Source organism: Stappia sp. BW2 (assembly GCF_008107695.1).
In the GTDB taxonomy this organism is placed as follows: Bacteria; Pseudomonadota; Alphaproteobacteria; order Rhizobiales; family Stappiaceae; genus Roseibium.
The window spans coordinates 785,826-806,630 of the sequence record NZ_VIRG01000070.1 but is presented as its reverse complement, the minus strand read 5'-3'; the positions used below and the strand labels follow the sequence as shown (position 1 = coordinate 806,630).

Below are 20,805 nucleotides of genomic sequence, written 5' to 3'. Positions count from 1 at the left end.
AAACTCAGGCAAAGGGTGGTGCCATCCGACAAACATAGTTCGACCGTCACCGAAGCAATCACCTCCATTCGCTCCCTAAGATCGCCGTGAACGTTCATGGAGACAGCAATGGATCAGCTTTCGACCTATCTACCCGGTATTCTGCTCGCCTATTCGGCCTTTCTGCTGGGGATAATCAGCCCGGGCCCGAATGTTCTCGCGGTCATGGGAACGTCGATGAGTGTTGGGCGGACTTCCGGACTGGCACTGGCTTTCGGTGTAGCCTTCGGATCGCTGACCTGGGCAACACTCACGGTGCTCGGGCTATCAGCGCTGCTTGCCGCCTATGCGTCGGCACTGATCGCAATCAAGATCGCTGGCGGTTTCTATCTGCTGTGGCTTGCCCTCAAGTCGTTCCGGGCAGCCCGCTCCCCTCAGGACACGAATGCTCGGGAACTTGCCGGACGCAGGCGCTCGCCATTGGGTTACATGGTCCGCGGCTACACTATTCAGATGACCAACCCGAAGGCTGCACTTGCCTGGATCGCCATAATATCGCTCGGCCTGCAGCCAGGGGCACCGGGATGGGTTGCCACGGTCATCGTCCTGGGCACCTTTGTTCTTTCTGCCGCCATCCATATGCTCTACGCGCTCGCGTTCTCCACTCCGCTCATTGTAAAGATCTATGGCAAGTCGCGACGCGGCATCCAGGCCCTCCTCGGCTGCGTCTTTGGCTTTGCCGGCATGAAGTTGCTCCTCAGCCGCAGTTGATCCCCCGCCAACAAAACAAAAAGCCCGGCCAAGGCCGGGCTTTTTTAGTATGTGGCAGACGTCAGGGGCTACGAGACGTCCGGTGATCTTGTTCTTTTTCTTGGGGCCAAATTCGGGGTGCAGCCCAGCTCAAAGAGACCGTATGGTCTCCTGAACCTTCGGCAGCGCTTCGCGCCAGGAGCGGTAAAGCCGCGACGGCAACCACGCAAGGCGGTCCCGGTTGTAGTCCTGACGATGCTGAACCAGCATTATTTTAGCAATTTGCACATTCATTTTTTTTCTCCTTTGGTGCGCGCAGAACCTTGATCGGCACTCACCTGATAGAGCTTATGTTAGCGCACTACGTGCACATTACAAGGGTGCACACTGTGCATATTTTCAAAAATTTATTTTATTTCTCTTACGTCACTTAATTCGTTGCGGAAATTAAATAGCCTCCCGCGTGTAACACGCGGGAGGCTATCGTTTTCAAACCGGAAACAGGGTTCGAAATTACTCGGCGGCGACCATCCGGGCAGGGTCGTAATTGAGAATCGGGGCCAGCCAGCGTTCGGCATAAGCCAGGTCCCAACCCTTGCGTGCAGCGTAATCCTCCACCTGGTCCTTTTCGATCTTGCCGACACCGAAGTAGTGGCTGTCTGCATGACCGAAGTAGAGCCCGGAAACGGAAGATCCCGGCAGCATCGCCCGGCTCTCTGTCAGCTGAATGCCGGTCAGGCGTTCGGCATCAAGCAGCTGGAACAGCGTATCCTTCTCGGTATGGTCCGGCTGGGCCGGATAGCCCGGAGCCGGACGGATGCCCTGGTATTTCTCCGCGATGACGTCCTCGTTGGAGAGGTTTTCATCAGCCGCATAGCCCCAGAGGTCCATCCGCACGATCTGGTGCAGCTTCTCGGCAAAGGCTTCGGCCAAACGGTCCGCCAGAGCCTGGGAGAGGATCTTGTTGTAGTCATCCGACTCCCTGGCGTATCGCGCCGCCAACTCATCCTCGCCATGACCGGCTGTCACCGCAAAACCGCCGATCCAGTCGGCGATACTGCTGTCCTGGGGCGCAACGAAATCGCTGAGAGCGATGTTGGCGCGGCCACCCGCAGTCCTCGTCATCTGCTGGCGCAGCGTGTGGAAGGTCGCCAGCGTCTCGCTGCGACTTTCGTCGGTGAAGACCCGCACATCGTCGCCAACCGCATTGGCCGGCCACAGGCTCGCGACACCGCGTGCCGTCAGCAGCTTCTTCTCCACGATTTCGTCAAGCATCCGCCGTGCGTCGTCGAAAAGCGCCTTGGCCGCCGGGCCATAGCGATTGTCGGTCAGCACCGCCGGGTACCGGCCCTTGATCTCCCAGGTGGAGAAGAACGGTGTCCAGTCGATGAGCGGAACCAGCTCTTCCAGCGGAAACGCGTCAAAGACAGTCGTCCCCGGCTTTTTCGGCGCAACCGGCTGCTTGCCCGTGAAGTCCGCCTTGAAGGCATTGTCCCGCGCAACCTTCAGCGACGTACGCTTTTGCGCACCCCGCCCGGCCGCATGTTTTTCAGCAATGTCGGCATATTCGGCACGCACATCAGCATAATACGGCGCACGGCCGCCTTCGCTCATCAGTTTGGAAGCGACGCCGACAGCCCGGCCCGCATCGGTGACATAGATCGCCTGGCCGCGAGCATAGTTCGGGTGGATCTTCACCGCGGTATGGATCTTGGACGTCGTCGCCCCGCCGATCAGAAGCGGCACATCGAGCCCCTCCCGTTCCAGCTCGGCGGCAACATGGCACATTTCATCCAGCGACGGCGTGATCAGTCCGGAAAGCCCGATCATGTCGACCTTTTCCTGACGCGCGGTATCGAGGATCTTCGCTGTCGGCACCATGACCCCGAGATCGATCACCTCGAAGTTGTTGCACTGGAGCACGACGCCGACGATGTTCTTGCCGATGTCATGCACATCGCCCTTGACCGTCGCCATCAGGATCTTGCCGGCGGAAGACTGTCCGGTCTGGCCGAGCTCTTCCTTTTCCTTCTCCATGAAAGGCATCAGATAGGCGACCGCCTTCTTCATGACGCGGGCGGACTTGACCACCTGCGGCAGGAACATCTGCCCCGATCCGAACAGATCGCCGACGACATTCATGCCGTCCATCAGCGGGCCTTCGATCACATGCAAGGGCCGGTCGAAAGCCTGGCGGGCTTCCTCGGTGTCTTCTTCCACGTAATCGGCAATGCCGTGAACGAGCGCGTGTTCCAGGCGCTTGGCAACACCCCACGTGCGCCAGGTGAGATCGGCTTCCCTCTTCTTGCCGCCCTCGCCTTTCCAGCGCTCGGCCGCTTCCAGCATCCTGTCGGTGCTGTCCTGCCGCCGGTTCAGGACAACGTCCTCACAAAGCTCGCGCAGCTCGGTTTCCAGATCATTATAGACCGCAAGCTGACCGGCGTTGACGATGCCCATGTCCATGCCACGCTTGATCGCGTGGTAGAGGAACACAGAGTGCATCGCCTCACGCACGGCTTCATTGCCGCGGAACGAGAACGACAGGTTCGACACACCGCCGGACACATGGGCGTGCGGCAGGTTCTCACGGATCCAGCCGGTCGCTTCGATGAAATCGACACCGTAATTGTTATGTTCCTCGATGCCGGTCGCAACCGCGAAGATGTTCGGGTCGAAAATGATGTCTTCCGGCGGGAAACCTACCTTTTCGGTCAGGATCTTGTAGGACCGCGCACAGATCTCGGTCTTGCGCTCGAAAGTGTCCGCCTGTCCCTTCTCGTCGAAGGCCATGACGACAACGGCGGCGCCATAGCGGCGGACTTTCTTCGCCTGCTCGATAAAGGCTTCTTCACCTTCCTTCATCGAGATGGAGTTCACGACACCCTTGCCCTGAATGCACTTGAGACCCGCTTCGATCACCGTCCACTTGGAACTGTCGATCATGATCGGCACTTTGGCGATATCCGGCTCGGCAGCCACCAGGTTCAGGAACGTGACCATGGCTTCCTCGGAATCGAGCAGGCCTTCGTCCATGTTGATGTCGATGATCTGCGCACCGTTTTCCACCTGCTGGCGGGCGACGTCGAGCGCGGTGGCATAATCGCCTTCCTTGATCAGCTTGCGGAACCTGGCCGAGCCGGTCACGTTGGTCCGTTCGCCGACGTTGACGAAGTTTGTCTCCTTCGTCACGACGAAGGGCTCCAGACCGGACAGACGCATGTGCACGTCGATTTCCGGAATCTCGCGCGGCTTCTTGTCCGCAACAGCCTCGGCAATCGCCTTGATGTGCGCAGGCGTGGTGCCGCAGCAGCCACCGACCACGTTGACGAGACCGGCGGAGGCGAATTCCTCGATCAGGCCGGCCATGTGTTCCGGGCTCTCGTCGTATTCGCCGAATTCGTTCGGCAGGCCCGCGTTCGGGTAGGCGCACACAAGCGTGTCGGCAACACGGCCGAGTTCGTCCACGTGAGCACGCATTTCCTTCGCGCCAAGTGCGCAGTTGAGGCCGATCGTCAGCGGGTTCGTATGGCGGACGGAGTTCCAGAAGGCTTCCGGTGTCTGTCCGGACAGGGTGCGGCCCGAAAGGTCGGTGATCGTGCCGGAAATCATCACCGGCAACATCTTGCCGGTTTCCTCGAAGACTTCTTCAATGGCAAACAGCGCCGCCTTTGCATTGAGCGTGTCGAAGATGGTTTCGACCAGGATGATATCCGCACCGCCCGCAATGAGCCCGCGTGTGGCTTCGGCATAGGCGATACGAAGATCGTCAAAGGAAACAGCACGGTAGCCCGGGTTGTTTACATCCGGCGAAATCGATGCGGTCCGGTTGGTCGGGCCGAGGGCTCCGGCCACGAAACGCGGCCGGGAAGGCTCCTGCGCCATGACCTTGTCGCAAGCTTCGCGCGCGAGTTTCGCGCTTTCGAAGTTCAGCTCATAGGCCAGCTCTTCCATGCCGTAATCGGCTTGGGCAATCGTTGTCGAGGAAAAGGTGTTGGTCTCGACGATGTCGGCACCCGCCTCCAGATAGTCGACATGAATCTTCCGGATCGCATCCGGCTGGGTCAGGCTCAGAAGATCGTTGTTGCCCTTGATGTCGCTCGGCCAGTCCTTGAAACGGTCGCCCCGATAGGCCGCTTCGTCCAGTTTCAGAAGCTGGATTTCCGTGCCCATGGCACCGTCAAGGACGAGAATACGGGTCTTGGCGAGGTCACGGAGGCGCTCGAAGGCGTCTGACTTGATCACGGGGTTTCCTTCCGGAAATGTCTGTTGGTTTGGCCGGCTCAGGCCGGCGCGGTTTTGAATTGGCAACCGGACAGCGCGTCAGCTGTTCCGGTCGGTTTCGTTGTAGGAGGCGTCCCAGAACTTGGTGCGGCTGTGAACGTCGTCTTCCGTCGGATGCCAGTCGTCGCCACGGGCCTGATAGACGGCCAGCAGCCCCAGAATTTCGAGGGCCGAATGGCCGTGGAACTCATGGTCCTTGTCCCTGGCGACGATCAGCCGGTTTTTGTCCGCGCCCATGTCGACGACACGAAGCTCGAAGCCCTTTTCACGCAGCACCGCAAAAGCGGTCGTTTCAACGGCATCGGCAGTGCTTAACTTGATCATCTCGCTCCGCTTCCCGCTTTGTTTCTATCCGTTCCTGCTCCAGGGACAGAGAGGACCTTCGGCTTCGTCAACTCCCGCCATCCCGAACCCTTCCCCATACGGGAGAAGGAAAGTCTGAAGTGCCTTGCCCCTGGCGCCGGTCTCACATCGCGCTCTTTTACAACGCAAAAGCCCGGCACTTGCCCTTTTCCATCGCCACTGATGCACCACTTGTTGCCTGTTCCCCTTCCCCTTGTAGGGAGGGACAGGCGTGGGGGTCTCCCACGTCGCATCGGTGCTCAATTCGTTTCAGTGCCTGGTCAGGCCTCCCCGAACAGATCTCTTCAGGCAGCCAGATCTTCCTTGGTTTCCGGCTTGCCCATGCCCAGCATGTGGCAGATGGCGAACGTCAGGTCGGCCCGGTTCATTGTGTAGAAGTGGAAGTCGTTGATGCCACGGTCGACCAGGTCCATGACCTGTTCGCAGGCAACGGAAACGCCGACCAGCTTCCGGGTTTCCGGATCGTTGGACAGGCCGGCAAAACGCCGGGCCAGCCACTGCGGAATGGACGTTCCGCATTTTGCGGAAAACACCATCGTCTGTTCGAAATTGTGGATCGGCAGAATGCCCGGGATCACCGGAATGTTGATGCCGGCAGCCGCAATCCGGTCCAGGTAATCGTCGAACATGTCATTATCGAAGAAATACTGGGTGATGATCCGGTCCGCCCCCGCATCGACCTTCCGCTTCAGATTGTCGATCTCGGTCTGCCAGTTGCTGCTTTCCGGGTGCCTTTCCGGATATCCGGAAACGGAAATATCGAAATTGGCGATCTTCTTGACGCCTTCCACCAGATCGGAAGCGTAGGCATAGCCCTCAGGATGCGCCACGTAGCGCGAACCGATGCCGTCTAGCGGGTCGCCGCGCAGAGCCACCAGATGACGCACGCCCATATCCCAGTAATCTTTGACGATCGTATCGATCTCGCTGCGCGCTGCCCCGACACATGTCAGGTGCGCGGCCGGTGCAAGATCTGTTTCCTTGAGGATACGTTCGACAGTGCGGTGCGTGCGTTCGCGAGTGGAGCCGCCAGCACCATAGGTGACGGACACGAAGGACGGGCTGAGCGGCGCCAGCCGCTGCACCGTCTGCCACAGCGTCTCGCCCATCTTGTCCGACTTCGGCGGGAAAAACTCGAACGAAGCCGTGATCGGGGACGGTGCGGCCTGGTGAGACCGGCGGTTGGAAATGGCTGTCATGTTAGGCGACCTCTCGGGACGTGTCTCGGGCAGGCAGGTCGGTGACAATTCGGCGGTCACGCGCAAGCCAAAGGGTTACGGTAAGGTTTGAGTCGTTGCCGTCACCCGGAACAAGATCGGTGACCTGTTCCAGGTCCAGTTCGAGCGTTTCAAGCCAACGCTCCATCTGGTCATGGGCAAAGCCCAGGCGGCGGTGCGCGTGTTTCTCGCGCAGGAACTCCAGCTGATGCGGAGCGAAATCGATGATCAGCAGGCGGCCACCGGGACGCAGCGCGCGGGCGGCCTCGTTGAGGGCCCTTGCCGGCTCGTCCAGGAAATGCAGCACCTGGTGGATCGCCACGACATCGAAGGACCGCGGCGGAACATTCAGCGCATAAACATCGCCATGGCGCACCTGGGCGTTCGAGAGCCCGGCCTTGGCGAGATTTGCGCGGGCGACAGCCAGCATGTCATGCGAGGCATCGACACCAAGCGCCGTGACATACTGGTCGGCAAACACTTCCAGCAGTCGGCCCGTGCCGGTGCCCAGATCGAGGAACGACTGAAACGGCTTGTCGCCGAGGGCCTTGCGCATCGCCGTCTCGACTGCGTCTTCAGAGACATGCAGCGAGCGCTCCCTGTCCCAGGTCAGCGCGCGGGCAGCAAAGTAAGCCGCAGCCTCATCCGCTTTCGCCCGGCGAATTGCCTGGAACCGCTCCTGATCCGCTGCCAGCACCGGGTCTTCCAGGGAAATACGGGCAACTAGATCACGGGCAAGCTGGCCTTCCGGGCCATCCGCCAGCCGGTAGTAGACCCACGCCCCTTCCGGGAACCGCTGAATGAGATCGGCTTCGGCAAGCAGCTTGAGGTGACGCGAAATGCGCGGCTGGCTCTGACCAAGGATCGCCGTGGCATCCTTCACGGTCAGTTCGCTTTCCGCCAGAAGCGCAATCAGTCTCAGACGCGTTGCTTCACCAACCGCCCTCAGGGCAGCCAGGGTATCGTCAACGGACAGGGTCTGTTCTTCGGTCATCAGCTTCGCCATCAATGTCGATATAAAGATATCTTTATATGAAATCGACGCACCGTGCAAGCGATCAAAACAAATGCGACACCGATTGGCTCGTATTCGTCGAATTTGAGACAGGATGTCGGAACAGAGGCACAGCCCGCCTCCCCGCTTTCAGCAGCCTGGCTGACGCATTGGATCAAGTGGAGCGGAGCGGGTTCACGAAATCGGAACAAGCCGGACGGATCTGCAAAGCTTGCACCCTCCAGCACACCCTAATCATCTCAGCTTTCCGCAGGCTTGGCACCCTGCTCGAGCATGTGCTCGAAAAGCCCCTCACGCACACAGCCCGGCAGGCCGTCGCGCTGGACAAGCGCGGTGCCGACGAGTTCGCGGCCGTAGAGCTTCTCGATGTCGCTTGTATCGACGGTCTGGCCGTGGACGACGGAATTCAACTTTGTCCGGAACGCTTCCAGGCCGCCCATCGAGGAAAAATGCCAGCCTGCGTCAGGCAGGATTGTCACCGGGCGGCTGATGCCTGAAAGATTGTTGTTCCGGATCCTGAGAAGCGGTTGGGTGACAAACCCTGGCACGTAGGACTTTTTCGTCATCCGCGCCTTGGTCCGCCGCAGTTGTTGCGGAGTTGTCAGGTATTTCTTTTCGATCATCCGCGAACCGAGCAGCCAGGTCTTGCCCGGAACAACGCGGTTGAGATGATGTTTGTGCAGGCTTTGCTCGAACACAAGCAAGCGCCCCTTGTAGAGCTTGTCGTCCAGCGCCTTCTGCAGAACGTCCGCCCGCACGATCTCGTCCACATCCGACAGCAGAATCAAGTCGTCCGGCGCACATCCTTCAAGCGCCTGCGCAATACAGTTGCGCTGATAGTTTTCCCGCTCCCAGTCCGCCTTGCGTCTGTTCTTGTAAACGCCAAGCGCCGGCGGCAACTCGTCTGGAAACGCGATCTGAAGATCGATGATCTTGTCTGCCCAAGGGGCGAAACGCGCGCGATTTTCCGCGAAATAGAACGGCTTGGGACCGCCCCGCTGCGTCTGGTTTGCCTCCACCAGCACAAAATAATCGACTTGGTCACCCATTTCCCGCAGGCGGATTTCCAGAAGGTCGAATTCGTTATGGAAGACAAAACAGTCGTAGAGCTTCATGCGTGCGCCCGGTTTCCTAAATCAGCAAACGTCAGCAAGGCCGCGCTGCCGGATCGCAGCTCAAGACGTCGCCGGCCCGTTCTGGTGCCTGCCGGGACCGATATCGGATTTCACTCAAGAGGTCCACGCACTTGGCACAGAAATGCGCCGCCCCCTGACCCGCCTTCCTTATTTGATCGAGAAAGGCATCCGGACCTTGGCTGTCTTGCCGCTGTATTCGTCGTTCACGGTCAGCTCCAGCACATAGTCGCCCGAGGGTGCACCACTGACATTCAGTGTCAGGTTGGCCATATATTCGGTGTTGGGCACGTGGCTCTTGAAGTCGAACCGGCCAAACTCCTTTTGTCCGGCAAGCACCTTTCCATCCGGTGACGCCAGATCGAAATCGACCGTCAGAAGCGATGTAAACAGGCCATCCTGCTCTTTCCAGTCAAAGCCGACCGGCTCCAGATAGATGCGCAGCGTCTCGTCCTTCGCAAATGCTGCATCGGCTCTGGGCGTGTAGATACCGTAGCCATCGGCCGGAGCCTTCACGAACAAGGCAGTGGGAATGGAGAGTGACGCCTTGGACCAGACGTCGAACAGCGCCTGCCGCATCAGGGCAATCGCCTGTCCACCGTTGCCGGCTTCCAACGCCGCCTCGGCCTCGCCCGCCTTGTCCTGCAAGGGCCCCGCCAGCACCTGACACGACAGACCGGCTGCAAGCGCGCCTCCCAGAAGCATTTGTTTCAGCATTCTTCCCCCCGTCACAATGGCAATCCGACACATGCAGCAAACCATTATGACGGTCTTGCCGCAAATGTCATATGCCGGTCTGCGAAACACCAAGGGCAAGGCATAGCGCTTCCATGTCCTGCCGGGCGGGCAAGTGAGGCCCGTTCCTGCCGGCAGAGCGCTTCCGGCAGACCTGCTTCCGTCTTTTGGTACGTTCCCGCAGGCGCGCCGAAAGCCGAAAGCTTGCTTCCGTTAAGTGAAGCCGCTTAAATCCGGATGCTGGCCTTTCTGCTTCCCGTTTCCAAAAGTCGGCAGGACTTATTTCCGCCAGCGCACATGTTTGATGAAATGATTGACGCAGCCTTCTGCCAGGGAGTGGTCAGGTGTTTTTTGAGCGCGGCCTTGTGACGAAATCCATTTACCTCTTTGTCAGCGTCCTGCTTTTCACGGTGTCGGCGCATGCAGAAAAGCGCGTCGCGCTGATCGTGGGAAACGGGGACTATACCTCGGCCGGCACACTCGAAAATCCAGTCAATGACGCCAGGAAACTTGGTGAAGCCCTGAGGAGCCTGGATTTTGAGGTCCTGCAACAGGAAAATCTGGGGCGCACCTCATTTCTGGAAGCGATCCGGACGTTTTCCAAATCCCTGGAAGGGGCCGACGTCGCGCTGTTTTTTTACGCCGGGCACGGAATTCAGGTCGCTGGCGAGAACTATCTGGTGCCCGCCGACGCCCATCTGCAGGAAGAGAGCGATATCAACTCCGAACTGATCGCCGTCAAATCGCTTCTGCACCAGATGGACGGCTCGGCAAAAACCAGGATCATTCTGCTCGACGCATGCCGGGACAATCCATTCGCACCCGGCCTTGCCCGCTCCATGGACACAAGAGCGGTCGAAGTGGGCCAGGGTCTCGCCCGGGTCGATGCCGGTCCAGGCACGCTGATCGCCTATGCAACGGAGCCGGGCAATGTCGCCCTTGACGGAACCGAGGGAAACAGCCCCTTCACAAAGGCGCTGCTGACGCACATTTCCACTCCTGATCTCGACGTTGCCCGCATGCTGCGGCGGGTGAGAACGGATGTGATTGAAACCACGGAAGGCGCGCAGATCCCCTGGGAAAACTCCTCCCTGGTTCTGGATTTCACTTTCAACCCCGCCGAACAGGGCACAGTGGAACGTGCGTCGAGCGAAGAAGCCTTGTGGGAAGCCGTCCGGTACGGCGACAGTCCGGAGGAAGTCCGGCTTTATCTGGACCGCTATCCGGACGGGCAATTCGCCGAGGATGCCTTGAAGCTGCTGAACAAAACCCTCGGACACAGGCATCCCTCGATTTCGGACAACCAGAATGCCAAGGCCCGGCAGTCAGGCTCACCACAGGTGAAAACGTGCCTGGCGATCGAAAACACGGATCTCGGCGCCGGTGTTCCAGAAGGTGCCGTGCAAGCCTGTTATGATGCGGTCGCGCTCTTTCCCAACGCCGCTGTACTCCGGCTGCTTTACGGCCAGGTCCTCGACCGTTCGGGCAACGAGGCCGAGGCATCCCGCCAGTACCGCCAGTCGGCGGAACTCGACAACACCGACGCCATGGTCGAACTGGCCATCGCCTATGAGCTTGGCAAGGGCGTGGAATGGCAACCGGAAGAAACGCTGCGGCTCCTGCAAAAAGCCGCCCGTCTGGGCAACGCCGGCGCCATGACCCTGCTCGCCCATTCCTATAACGAAGGCAACCTGGTCGACTATGATGAGGCGAAGGCGTTCGAGTGGTTTCAGAAGGCAGCTGAAGCGGGCAATCCGGAAGCCGCGTTTTACGTCGCCGGAGCCTATGACAGGGGTGAAGGCATTGAGCAAAACGATTTCAAGGCCCGCCACTGGTACCAGCGCGCGCTGGAATCGGACGACGAAGCCCTGGCGGCAACCAACCTCGCCTGGATGTATCTCCAAGGGCGCGGCGGCGACACAAACACCGAGAGGGCCCGGGAGCTGCTGGAACAGGCTGCTGCGGCTGACGACCCGATTGCAATGCGGGAACTCGCCCTTCAATACCTGAAGGGCACCTTCAAGAGCGATCGGAAGGAGATCGCCGTCGACTGGCTCATGAAAGCGCTGAGATCCGGCGGAAGGATCGAGGCGGAATTCTGGTTCTTGACCAGGTCCGGCACCTACCCACTGTCCTTCAACAAGGAGGTACAACGCCGTTTGAAGGAAGCCGGAACCTATCATGGCAAGATTGACGGCCAGATCGGTGACAAATCCCTGCAGGCGCTCTTTCAATATGCGGATGAGTAGAAACGTTCAGACTGTTTCCAACCGCTAAAACAAGTATGGATCAGACAGGTTTCACTCAATTGAGGTTGGTATAAGTGATGGTGTGGGGACTAAAACTGCCAAGCGGCTTTGGCGACTACTTTCCGGATGCGGATTTCGTTGGTTATGACGAGCGGCTCAAGGCCTACTTCGAAAATGAAATGTCGCCGAAAGAAAAGGCGCAATACGGGGAGTTCCTGGGAGCTGGTTATGTTGCCCACGTGGTCGGAAATTTCAAATACGAACCCGGAACTGTCCATGGAGACAGCACCCCCTTCCGTCCGGTGGCCGATCACGAGTGGCCTGAAAAATACGAATTGTTCAAAACCTACAGGACGCTCGGTTCATTGTTCATGATGAACAGTCAGCTGCTTGCCGTTGACGCGGACTTTAAGGACGCCGTCGAGCGTCTGGATCCCGGTGTCCATGAATTTCGCCCAATCGAAGTGATAATGCGAAAGGGTCAAGCATATCCCAAGCAATACTACACGATGTTGATCGGTCGGTATCTGGACAGCTTCGCTCCCCAAAAAAGCACAGAGGGTTCTTGGGAAAAGCCAAGTGAACTTCACGAGTATTACTTGGTTAGTCACAATACCAAAAAATACATGTCCGGACTTGCCTTTTCCAAATGCACTATCAACGACGCTCATCTTTGGCGTGAGCGCCGTTTGTCCAGGCCCGAAATCCTTTTTTCCGATGCATTGAAAGCAGAATTCGACAAGGCGAATTTGCGTCTGCCCAAGCATGTTCAAATGAAGGAAGTTTAGCTTGAGTAGCCAAGGGCTCCAGGGGCATGAAGCAACACCAAAAGGCCCGCATACCAGATCAAAGATCAGGAGCGCCTTCGGAACCGAAGCTGGAATGGCATGAGAAATCGCAGAGCTACGTCAGCAATAGCGCAGGGAGCGGGCTTGTGTCCGGTCCAGCGCACTGACGCCGCCCGGTGAAGCCTTTTTCAGGTCTTTCGGATATGATCGGATTGGTGCGCCTCGAACCAATTGATCTTCATTGTGGGCCACACATTAAAGCTGGTCCTCGGCAGCGCCGCTGCTTTCTCCGTCCACCTCCTCGCCCAGAAGCCCGGCGGCAGCAGCACCCGCTGCGGCAGCTTCCTTGGCAGCAGGCGACATTGCCTCTTCCTCTTCATCAGACCCGGCAACGCGGACGGTCACCTGTCGATGCGCAAAGCGGATGCCGTTCTTTTCGAACAGATCGCGCAGGCCCGCATAAACGACCTTGCGAAGCTCGAACTGCTTGCCGGGCCTGGTGGTGAACTTGACACGCGCGATCATGGCGCTGTCTTCCATCGACATGATGCCTTGAGACTTCAGCGGAGCCAGGAACATGGGGCCGTAATACTCGTCTTCCAGCAGTTCCTTACCGAAGTTCTTGATGATCTTGCGCATCTTCTCCACGTCTGTGTCGTAGGTGACGCGGAACGCGAGTTTCATCACGGCCCAGTCGCGCGAAAAATTCTCGACCTTCTGAATCTCGCCGAAGGGAACCGTTGTCAGTGCACCACGGTGGTGCCGCAGCTGCATGGACCGGATCGAGATTTTTTCAACGACGCCCTTGGCACTGCCGATATCGATATATTCCCCTTTGCGGAAGGCATCGTCGATCAGAAAGAATGCGCCTGAAAAGATATCCCGGATCAGGGTTTGCGCCCCGAAGCCGACCGCCAGACCGACGACACCGGCACCGGCGAACAACGGGGCGATGTTCACGCCGAGCTGCGACAGCACCACCATGGAGGCGATAACGACAATCGTGATCAGCAGGAAGTTGCGGAAGATCGGCAGCAAGGTCGAAATCCGGCTTTCGCCGGTTCCGCCGACTTCCGCCTCCTCGTCCTTTTCCGCCGGCGCTTCCTTGGCGATTTCCCGATCAATGACGATCTTGACGGCTTCATAGGCCATGTAGCCGAGGAACATGACCAGCAGCACCTCGACGAAGGAACCGATCAGTGAGCCGCTTCCTGCCAGCGGCAGCCCCCATTTGGAAGCCAGCATGTCCAGCGAAGTGAACACGACCAGGATTGTGGCACCGCGGTCGAACAGGTCGCGGAAGGGAGAGCGCCGCGCTTCCCGTTCGGCAGCTTCCGCACGTGCCTGTGCCAATGCGCTGGCAACGTCCTGTTCGTCGGCCTCGCCCGTTTCGGTGCTCTGGATGTCCTGAGCGATTTTTTCCTGTGCGGCGACCGTGTCCAGCCGTGGCAGCAGAACCCTGTCGATAATCAGGATCAAGACGCCATAGGCAACTGCGGCCATCAACAGCACTTCCAGCGGAGCGCCTACAAGACCGATGGCGTCCGGCAGGTCGAGCAGGATGCGCACGGCCGAAATGCCCCAGGCCAGGAAGAAATAGGCAACAGCGAGGAAGTGCCAGACACCGGCCAGCGCCCTGCGCCAGATCGGCGCGTCCATTCCTCTCTTGCCCCGGATCAACCGTGCAATCACCCGGCGATAGACAATCGCAATGCCGGACAGGATCACCATCGACAGCGCGGACGCTGCGATCAACGCAAGTTTATGAATGTCCGCCGACAGCCCCAGCCGCTCCATCCACAGGCAGAAGGCAACCGCCATCAGCGACACACCGGTGCCGACCAGCAGTGTCCTGTAGAGCCCGGTTGCTTCCTGGTTGGAAAGCGCCACCAGCCGGTGGGTTTCGGCGTCCGGCGCCAGAACATTCAACCAGACGACACGCATCGCCAGAAACGCCGTCAGGGTGCCCACGACCACCAGGGCCGTCTTGTTGGACGCATCAATACCGGTTCCGATCAGAAGAAAAACAGCGGCCGAAACGGCAAAAAACAGCCCGACGCCGACAAACATCAAAATCGCCCGGGAATAAAGATAGATGATCTTGTCGGCACGTGTCGTCGCATCCGGCCGGTACCAAGACGCGAATTGCCGCCGGCCCCATCGGCTCAACAAGGTGTATGCAGTCATACCCAGAACCACGGCGATCAGAATGTCCAGAAACGTCGCCGGCATCCAGCCAAGTCCTTGCTCGCCTCCTTGAGCGCGCAAGGTCTTCACCATCACCTGCCGGATCTCCGGGATCTTCTGGAAGATGGACTTCAGAACGTCGCGGGACTTCACGGCATTGTCCGCGAACTCATCCATTGTCTGAAGCGCGCTTTCTCCCGCCCCGGCGTCGTCCTCTGGTGTCGCACTACTGACCGCTTCCGGCTGCGCTTCTCCGCCTGCCCTTTCACCGGCAGCCGCACTGCCGGTGCCTGTCTCTGCCTTGGAAGACACAGCGCCGGAAAACAGCCCGGGAATGCCCTGCGCTTGCACCCCGGAGGGGAGACCGCCCAGACACAGGAAAAGCGCAAGGAGACCGGACAGAAGAAAGATCGCCCTGCCAGGGCCCCGACGGCCACTGATGGTCAGGCAGGATCGGCGAATGGTTTGGTGTGAAAAGCGCATATCAGCCCCGGACGAGTCGCGAAAAAGATCCCGATCTTTTGTGGCACGTATCCGTGCCTTTTGAAAGAAAACCGGCTTGTCGGGAAAGGCTGAAAAAGAAAGGCCCGATCCATTTGAACCGGGCCTTAGCAGGCAGGAGGCGCCTTGCAGAAATGTGTCAGTTAAGAACGTTGTTGTTCCAATGGGCCATCTTGCGCTTGGCCTCGGCGATGGTCATGCGTTCGAACATGGACATGGCGTCGCTGCGCACTTCCGGTGTCAGGCGGTGACGCCAGGGGCCGATGGACAACAGCGAACCAACGGTGATGGAGGAGAAGCCGGAGGACTTGGCAAGAATAACGAAGGGCTCCGGATCAGGCCGTACCATCCAGTGGCTGACTTCCTCGACACCGCATCTCACCAGCCAGGCAAATGTGGCAACCGCTTCTGCAAAGCGGTCTTCCGAGGCGAACCGGCGCAAGGCCGCTTCGTTGACCATTCCGCGCTTTGCCAGCAACAGCACACGGCTGCGGGCGGTCTCGAAATCATAGCGGCCAAGCCAATACTGGTTGGACATGCGCTGCGCGGCGATATCGGCGGCTTCGTCAACGCGGTGCGCTTCATGGCTTCGGCCGGCCGCATGCAGCTTCCGACGAACCTCTTCGCTGGCAACCGAGATCAGGCTGGCGATATGAGCCTCGGCCAGATCCGCGCGTTCGCTTAAGGAAAGCTGCAGCGTCGCATCTGAAGCCGCATCGCTGATCAGGGACATGATCGATGCATCCGACAGGCAGGCACCATCGTTGCTGGCCACCTTGCGCTTGACCTTCAGGTCACCGCGGCGCACCAGAACGTCGGTCAGTTCTTCGGACAGGACCTCCCGCTGCGCAATCGCGAAGCGGTGGGCGTTGCCGCGCTTTTCGGCGATCTTGATCAGGTCGGCTTCCCGCAGAACGGTCGAGCGCAAAAGGATCGGCTCGGACACGTCAATCTCGTCATCGGCCAGACGGCGGATCGTCTCTTCCGGGCCGCGCCTCAGGCTGGACATCTGGTCGGCGACATAGCGGCGGACTTCATCTTCCACCATGTCGACAAGCCGCAGAAGAACGGAATCATAGATATCGACCTGCTCGTCGGAGCAGCGGTCGGATGTCAGGGCAAACAGGGTGGCGACATGCCGGGCCAGTTCGGCCCTCCGGGCGCTGCCAGCTTCACCGGTCAGCTCCGAGAAGTTTACCAGTTCTGTTTTCAACGCTTCAGTCATGTTTCATTACCAATTTTCGCAAATGTGCCGGTTTGGCGTTGGTACAGAAAATGACGATGAGTTTTAAAGAAGGTCGAAACGCGCTTTTCCAGAATGTAATCGTCTTTTTGTAAAACTTGAGATCAATTCTAACTATATCGTACACATCATCCATATCACTCTGAAAAATATAATCTTTTGTCAAAACCAACTTCGTAAAATCCGCTTTTTTCGGGCTCCCGAAATCTGGATATTTTTAGCGGAAAACCATTTCGCGAGCCGATAGGAACGGGTCTGGCAGTCAGGGTTTACGACTTGCTGAAACACCTGCGCCGCTCCTCTGGACTCCTGGACTGGTTCGCGGTCAGAGTGCAATCACTCGATAAAGAAATAATTTCCTTTTCTTATTGACGCCCCTCCAAATCCACACAATAAAGAAAGAACAATATTTCTTTATTGGAAACCACAATGTCCTCTGTCGTCCGTTTTCCCCGCACTGCCACTACGCCGCCCGCGAAAACCCGGGGTCTTTTCCGACTGATCGCCTTCCTGCGGCGGAAACTCGGCGCCTCGGGGTCCTTGCCATCCAGTCGCCACCGCATTCCGGACGATTTGCTCAAGGATGTTCTCAGCGACAACGGCCTGCGAGCCAGAGAGGAAAACAGGCGCAGGACGGTCGTAAGCGGTCCGTGGAGTTAAGTGTCCTGGAATAAGGACGGTCTGAACATACGCACAGCGTCCCGAACCGCACCTTCGGGAAATTGACGGGCGCAACAAAAAACCGGCACCTTTCGGCGCCGTTTTTTTTGTTTTCACTGGTTAAGCGTTACTCGGCCGCTGCCAGAAATTCCTTGGAAGCGGTCTTGTTGTCCGAGCCGCCATCGTTGCTTTTGTCGAGCTGCTCCAGCAGAACACGGCGCTTTTCGGCAGCCGCTTCAATATTGGCATCCTTTACCGGACCGAAGCCGCGGACAAGGTCCGGAACCCGCGCAAGCTCTACCAGAAGCCCGTATTGGCCTTCCGGCAGCCGCTGGAGGATTGCGGCAATATCAGCTTCATATTGACCGACAAGCGCGCGCTCTGCCTTGCGTTCCGCCGTCCGGCCGAACGGGTCATACCATTTGCCGCGCAGACCCCTGAACTTCGCCAGCAAGCTGAAGGCCTTAAAGATCCAGGGACCGAAGGCAATCTTCTGCGGACGGCCGGTCTTGGGGTCCGTGCGATGCGCAAGGAACGGCGGAGCCAGATGAACCTTCAGCTTTTTCGGATCTTCGAAGCGCTGTGCGACCTTCGTTTTGAAGGCCGGATCGCTGTAAAGCCGCGCGACTTCATATTCGTCCTTGTAGGCCATCAGCTTGAAGAGCATGTTGCAGACCGTCTGCGTCAGGCGCATCGTGCCTGTGCCATGGGCTTCGTCAGCTGCCTTGACCTTGCCGACCAGATCCAGATAGCGCTGCGCATAGGCCGCGTTCTGATAGGACGTCAGCTCCTGCGCGTTGAAGGCGATTTTCTCGTCAACGGTAAAGACACGCGGCTTGGCTTCGCTGGGCAGCGTCTTCAGAAGCTTTTCCGGATCGGCAGCCAGCACACGGCCTGCCCGGAATGCCTTGATGTTGTTCTTCACCGCCGCACCGTTCAGCTCAAGTGCGGTTTCGATGGCATAGTCCGACACCGGCAGCGCGCCGCTCTGGAACGCCATACCAACCAGCAGCATGTTGGCGTAAATGGCATCGCCCAGAAGTTTCTCGGCAATATCGGCCGCGTTGACCGGCAGATACGTGCCGGACGCCTTGCGCAGGGAGCTGTCCATCTGCTTTTCGTCGAAGGAAAGTGTCTGCTTCAGCACGAATTCCGCAGTCGGGGCCACCTTGGTGTTGGCAACCGTCATCGTGTGGCCACGATGGGCAAGTGCGAGCTGATCCGCATTTGCGGCCACCACCATGTCGCTGGCGATCAGAAGATCGAGGCTGGCAGCGGGAACCCGCGGTCCCTCGATGGACTTGTTGCCGGCGGCAAAACGCACGTGAGACGTCACCGGTCCGCCTTTCTGGGCAAGGCCGGTCATGTCCAGCGTGGAAGCCTGCTTGCCGTCCACATGGGCCGCCATCGCCAGGACCGCGCTGATCGTGGTCACGCCCATGCCGCCGATACCGGCCACCAGCGTGTTCCAGGTGCGATCGAGCGAGGCCAGAGTCGGCAGCGGCAGAGCTTCCACCAGCGCGTCAATGTCGACCTCAGCCTTCTTCGGCTTCTTCAGCGCGGCGCCATTGATCTCGACAAAGGACGGGCAGAACCCCTTGATGCAGGAAAAGTCCTTGTTGCAGCTCGATTGGTTGATGACGCGCTTTTCGCCAAAGGGCGTTGCCAGAGGCTCGACCGACAGACAGTTGGACTGCACTGAACAGTCGCCGCAGCCTTCGCAAACCCGGTCGTTGATGAAGAGGCGCATGTCCGGATCGGGAAACTGCCCGCGCTTGCGCCGGCGGCGTTTTTCCGCGGCACAGGTCTGGTCGTAAACGATCACCGAGACGCCCTTGAAAGTCTGCATCTCTTCCTGAACGTCCATCAGCTCGTCGCGGTGGTAAACCTTGGTGCCCGGTGCAAGCGGTGTCCAGGAACCGTAGCTGTCGGGATTTTCCGAAACGACCGCGATCCGCTCGACGCCTTCGGCCTCCAGCTGGCGGGTGATTTGCGGCACACTGAGCTGGCCGTCCACCTTCTGACCGCCGGTCATGGCGACCGCATCATTATACAGGATCTTGTAGGTGATCGGCACATTGGAGGCGAGCGCCTGACGGATCGCCAATATGCCGGAATGGAAATAGGTGCCGTCCCCCACGTTGGCAAAGACGTGGCTATCGCCGGAGAAGGGCTGCTGCCCGACCCACAGAACACCCTCGCCGCCCATGGCAATCTGGCCTTCCGTCGTCCGCCCGGCCATTTCGGTCATGGCGTGGCAGCCGATGCCCGGCAGCGAGCGAGAGCCTTCCGGCGTTCTGGTGGACGTTGAATGCGGACAGCCGGAACAGAAATAGGGAATGCGGGCTGCGCGTTCCGCGTGGCCCTGTGCCCACATGGCCTGCTTGGTCATGCGGTCGGCAACGGCGCGCATTTCTTCCGAGACCACTTCTCCCGGCAGCCAGCTCATCAGGCCTTCGATCAGCTCGGCGACAGACAGTTCCAGGACATCCGACAGGAACGGCTTGCCGTCCGGACGACGCTTGCCCCAGATTTCCGGCCGGCTCATTTCCGGCCAGTGGTAGGAAATCTCCTTGATCTGGCTTTCCATGAAGGCGCGCTTGTGTTCGACCACAAGCAGGCGCTCAACGCCACGGGCAAAATCGCGAAGGCCCAACGGCTCCAGCGGCCAGCTCATGGCCACCTTGTAGACCCCAAGGCCCAGCGCCTTGGCAAAATCCTCGGTAATTCCCATCAGGTCGAGTGCCTGCAGCAAATCCCGGTAGGCTTTGCCGGAAGCAACGATCCCGTATTTCGGATGGGTCCTTGCGCCGAAGGTGACGCGGTCGAGACCATTGGTGCGCACATAGGCCTGAGCCGCCGGAATGCGAAGGTCACGCACCAGGCGCTCGGTTTCAAGGCGATTGCCTAGAAGAAGGTCACGGTTCTGGTGATAGTCCTTGCGCGGGTCGCCTTCCAGCGGACGCATCATGCGCAGTCTGTTCGGAGAAATGTTGATCGTCGCCGATGCGTCCATCGTGTCAGCCACACAGATCAGCGCTGTCCAGAGGCTGGTGAAGCGAGACATTTCCAGGCCGTGCAGGCCATAGTCGAGAACGTCCTGAATGTCGGCCGGGTTCAGAACCGGAATTTCGGCATGCTCGAAATAGAATTCGCTCTGCGCCGGAAGGATGGAGGATTTTGCAAGGTGGTCGTCGCCGGCAAGCGCGAGAACGCCGCCGTTGCGGTCTGTGCCCGAAGCATTCGCCTGGCGCAGTGCGTCGCCTGCACGGTCGACCCCCGGCGCCTTGCCGTACCAGATGCCGAAGACACCATCGTAAGCAGTCGCCCGTCCGACACCGCCCTCGCCGCGCAGCTTCTGGCTTCCCCACACGGCGGTTGCGCCAAGCTCTTCGTTGACGCCCGGCTTGAAGACGACGTCATATCCCTTGAGGTGGCGGTGGGCACGCATCAGCTCGGTGTCGTACCCGGCAAGTGGTGACCCGCGATATCCGGAAATGAAGCCGCCTGTCTTCAGGCCGGCCAACTGATCCAGACGCGCCCGATCGAGCGCCAGCCGGACAAGCGCCTGTATGCCTGTCAGATAGACCCGTCCCTCCGTGGCGACATATTTGTCCTCCAGGGTTACGGTTGGCATATGCACATTCATCCGAATTCCTCCTCAACCGACATCTGGGGTGGTCTCCCCGACGGTAACCTCAGTT

The 20,805-nt window shown here is 59.1% G+C and carries 13 protein-coding genes; 3 read left to right on the top strand and 10 right to left on the bottom strand.

Annotated features, from left to right (window positions below):
- Positions 1-108: 108 nt before the first annotated feature.
- Positions 109-750, top strand: coding sequence for a LysE family translocator (locus FMN63_RS22630; protein WP_148586393.1), 642 nt, complete (start codon positions 109-111; stop codon positions 748-750).
- Between the two features lie 129 nt (positions 751-879).
- Here FMN63_RS22630 and FMN63_RS29440 read toward each other — a convergent pair whose 3' ends face one another.
- The 7 genes from FMN63_RS29440 to FMN63_RS22600 form a co-directional block, all read right to left on the bottom strand.
- Positions 880-1,023, bottom strand: coding sequence for a hypothetical protein (locus FMN63_RS29440; RefSeq protein ID WP_153297108.1), 144 nt, complete (start codon positions 1,021-1,023; stop codon positions 880-882).
- A gap of 219 nt (positions 1,024-1,242) precedes the next feature.
- The gene (metH, locus tag FMN63_RS22625; RefSeq protein WP_148586392.1) at positions 1,243-4,971 is read right to left on the bottom strand and encodes a methionine synthase; all 3,729 of its coding nucleotides are present in this window, start codon (positions 4,969-4,971) and stop codon (positions 1,243-1,245) included.
- 78 nt (positions 4,972-5,049) lie between these two features.
- The gene (locus tag FMN63_RS22620; protein ID WP_148586391.1) at positions 5,050-5,334 is read right to left on the bottom strand and encodes a hypothetical protein; all 285 of its coding nucleotides are present in this window, start codon (positions 5,332-5,334) and stop codon (positions 5,050-5,052) included.
- A gap of 323 nt (positions 5,335-5,657) precedes the next feature.
- Positions 5,658-6,572 (bottom strand): methylenetetrahydrofolate reductase [NAD(P)H], encoded by a 915-nt coding sequence (metF, locus tag FMN63_RS22615; protein WP_148586390.1) that lies wholly within the window; start codon positions 6,570-6,572, stop codon positions 5,658-5,660.
- Position 6,573: 1 nt separating this feature from the next.
- Entirely contained in the window at positions 6,574-7,584 is a 1,011-nt protein-coding gene (locus tag FMN63_RS22610) for an ArsR/SmtB family transcription factor (RefSeq protein WP_148586389.1), read from the bottom strand.
- Between the two features lie 260 nt (positions 7,585-7,844).
- Entirely contained in the window at positions 7,845-8,720 is an 876-nt protein-coding gene (locus tag FMN63_RS22605; protein WP_148586388.1) for a glycosyltransferase family 17 protein, read from the bottom strand.
- 168 nt (positions 8,721-8,888) lie between these two features.
- Positions 8,889-9,455, bottom strand: coding sequence for a hypothetical protein (locus FMN63_RS22600; RefSeq protein WP_148586387.1), 567 nt, complete (start codon positions 9,453-9,455; stop codon positions 8,889-8,891).
- 362 nt (positions 9,456-9,817) lie between these two features.
- On the opposite strand from FMN63_RS22600, the gene FMN63_RS22595 reads away from it, so the two are divergent.
- Positions 9,818-11,722 carry a caspase family protein gene (locus FMN63_RS22595; RefSeq protein WP_148586386.1) on the top strand — a complete coding sequence of 635 codons (1,905 nt, stop codon included), beginning with the start codon at positions 9,818-9,820 and terminating at the stop codon, positions 11,720-11,722.
- A 77-nt stretch (positions 11,723-11,799) separates the two neighbouring features.
- A complete protein-coding gene (locus FMN63_RS22590; RefSeq protein ID WP_148586385.1) occupies positions 11,800-12,510 on the top strand; it encodes an imm11 family protein in 711 nt (236 codons plus the stop codon).
- Between the two features lie 255 nt (positions 12,511-12,765).
- On the opposite strand, the gene FMN63_RS22585 is transcribed toward FMN63_RS22590, so the two are convergent.
- From FMN63_RS22585 to FMN63_RS22575, 3 genes are all read right to left on the bottom strand, one after another.
- Positions 12,766-15,180, bottom strand: a complete 2,415-nt coding sequence (locus tag FMN63_RS22585; protein WP_148586384.1) for a mechanosensitive ion channel family protein — start codon at positions 15,178-15,180, stop codon at positions 12,766-12,768.
- A gap of 157 nt (positions 15,181-15,337) precedes the next feature.
- Positions 15,338-16,423 carry a DUF2336 domain-containing protein gene (locus FMN63_RS22580; protein WP_148586383.1) on the bottom strand — a complete coding sequence of 362 codons (1,086 nt, stop codon included), beginning with the start codon at positions 16,421-16,423 and terminating at the stop codon, positions 15,338-15,340.
- Positions 16,424-17,228: 805 nt separating this feature from the next.
- Positions 17,229-20,750, bottom strand: a complete 3,522-nt coding sequence (locus FMN63_RS22575; RefSeq protein WP_148586382.1) for an indolepyruvate ferredoxin oxidoreductase family protein — start codon at positions 20,748-20,750, stop codon at positions 17,229-17,231.
- Positions 20,751-20,805: the final 55 nt, after the last annotated feature.

Bases quoted from the DNA above. Each gene is read 5' to 3' on its own strand.
- metF (WP_148586390.1), bottom strand. From the start codon at position 6,572: ATGACAGCCATTTCCAACCGCCGGTCTCACCAGGCCGCACCGTCCCCG.
- FMN63_RS22575 (WP_148586382.1), bottom strand. From the start codon at position 20,750: ATGAATGTGCATATGCCAACCGTAACCCTGGAGGACAAATATGTCGCC.
- FMN63_RS22585 (WP_148586384.1), bottom strand. From the start codon at position 15,180: ATGCGCTTTTCACACCAAACCATTCGCCGATCCTGCCTGACCATCAGT.
- FMN63_RS22630 (WP_148586393.1), top strand. From the start codon at position 109: ATGGATCAGCTTTCGACCTATCTACCCGGTATTCTGCTCGCCTATTCG.
- FMN63_RS22580 (WP_148586383.1), bottom strand. From the start codon at position 16,423: ATGACTGAAGCGTTGAAAACAGAACTGGTAAACTTCTCGGAGCTGACC.
- FMN63_RS22605 (WP_148586388.1), bottom strand. From the start codon at position 8,720: ATGAAGCTCTACGACTGTTTTGTCTTCCATAACGAATTCGACCTTCTG.
- FMN63_RS22590 (WP_148586385.1), top strand. From the start codon at position 11,800: ATGGTGTGGGGACTAAAACTGCCAAGCGGCTTTGGCGACTACTTTCCG.
- FMN63_RS22600 (WP_148586387.1), bottom strand. From the start codon at position 9,455: ATGCTGAAACAAATGCTTCTGGGAGGCGCGCTTGCAGCCGGTCTGTCG.
- FMN63_RS29440 (WP_153297108.1), bottom strand. From the start codon at position 1,023: ATGAATGTGCAAATTGCTAAAATAATGCTGGTTCAGCATCGTCAGGAC.
- FMN63_RS22620 (WP_148586391.1), bottom strand. From the start codon at position 5,334: ATGATCAAGTTAAGCACTGCCGATGCCGTTGAAACGACCGCTTTTGCG.
- FMN63_RS22610 (WP_148586389.1), bottom strand. From the start codon at position 7,584: ATGACCGAAGAACAGACCCTGTCCGTTGACGATACCCTGGCTGCCCTG.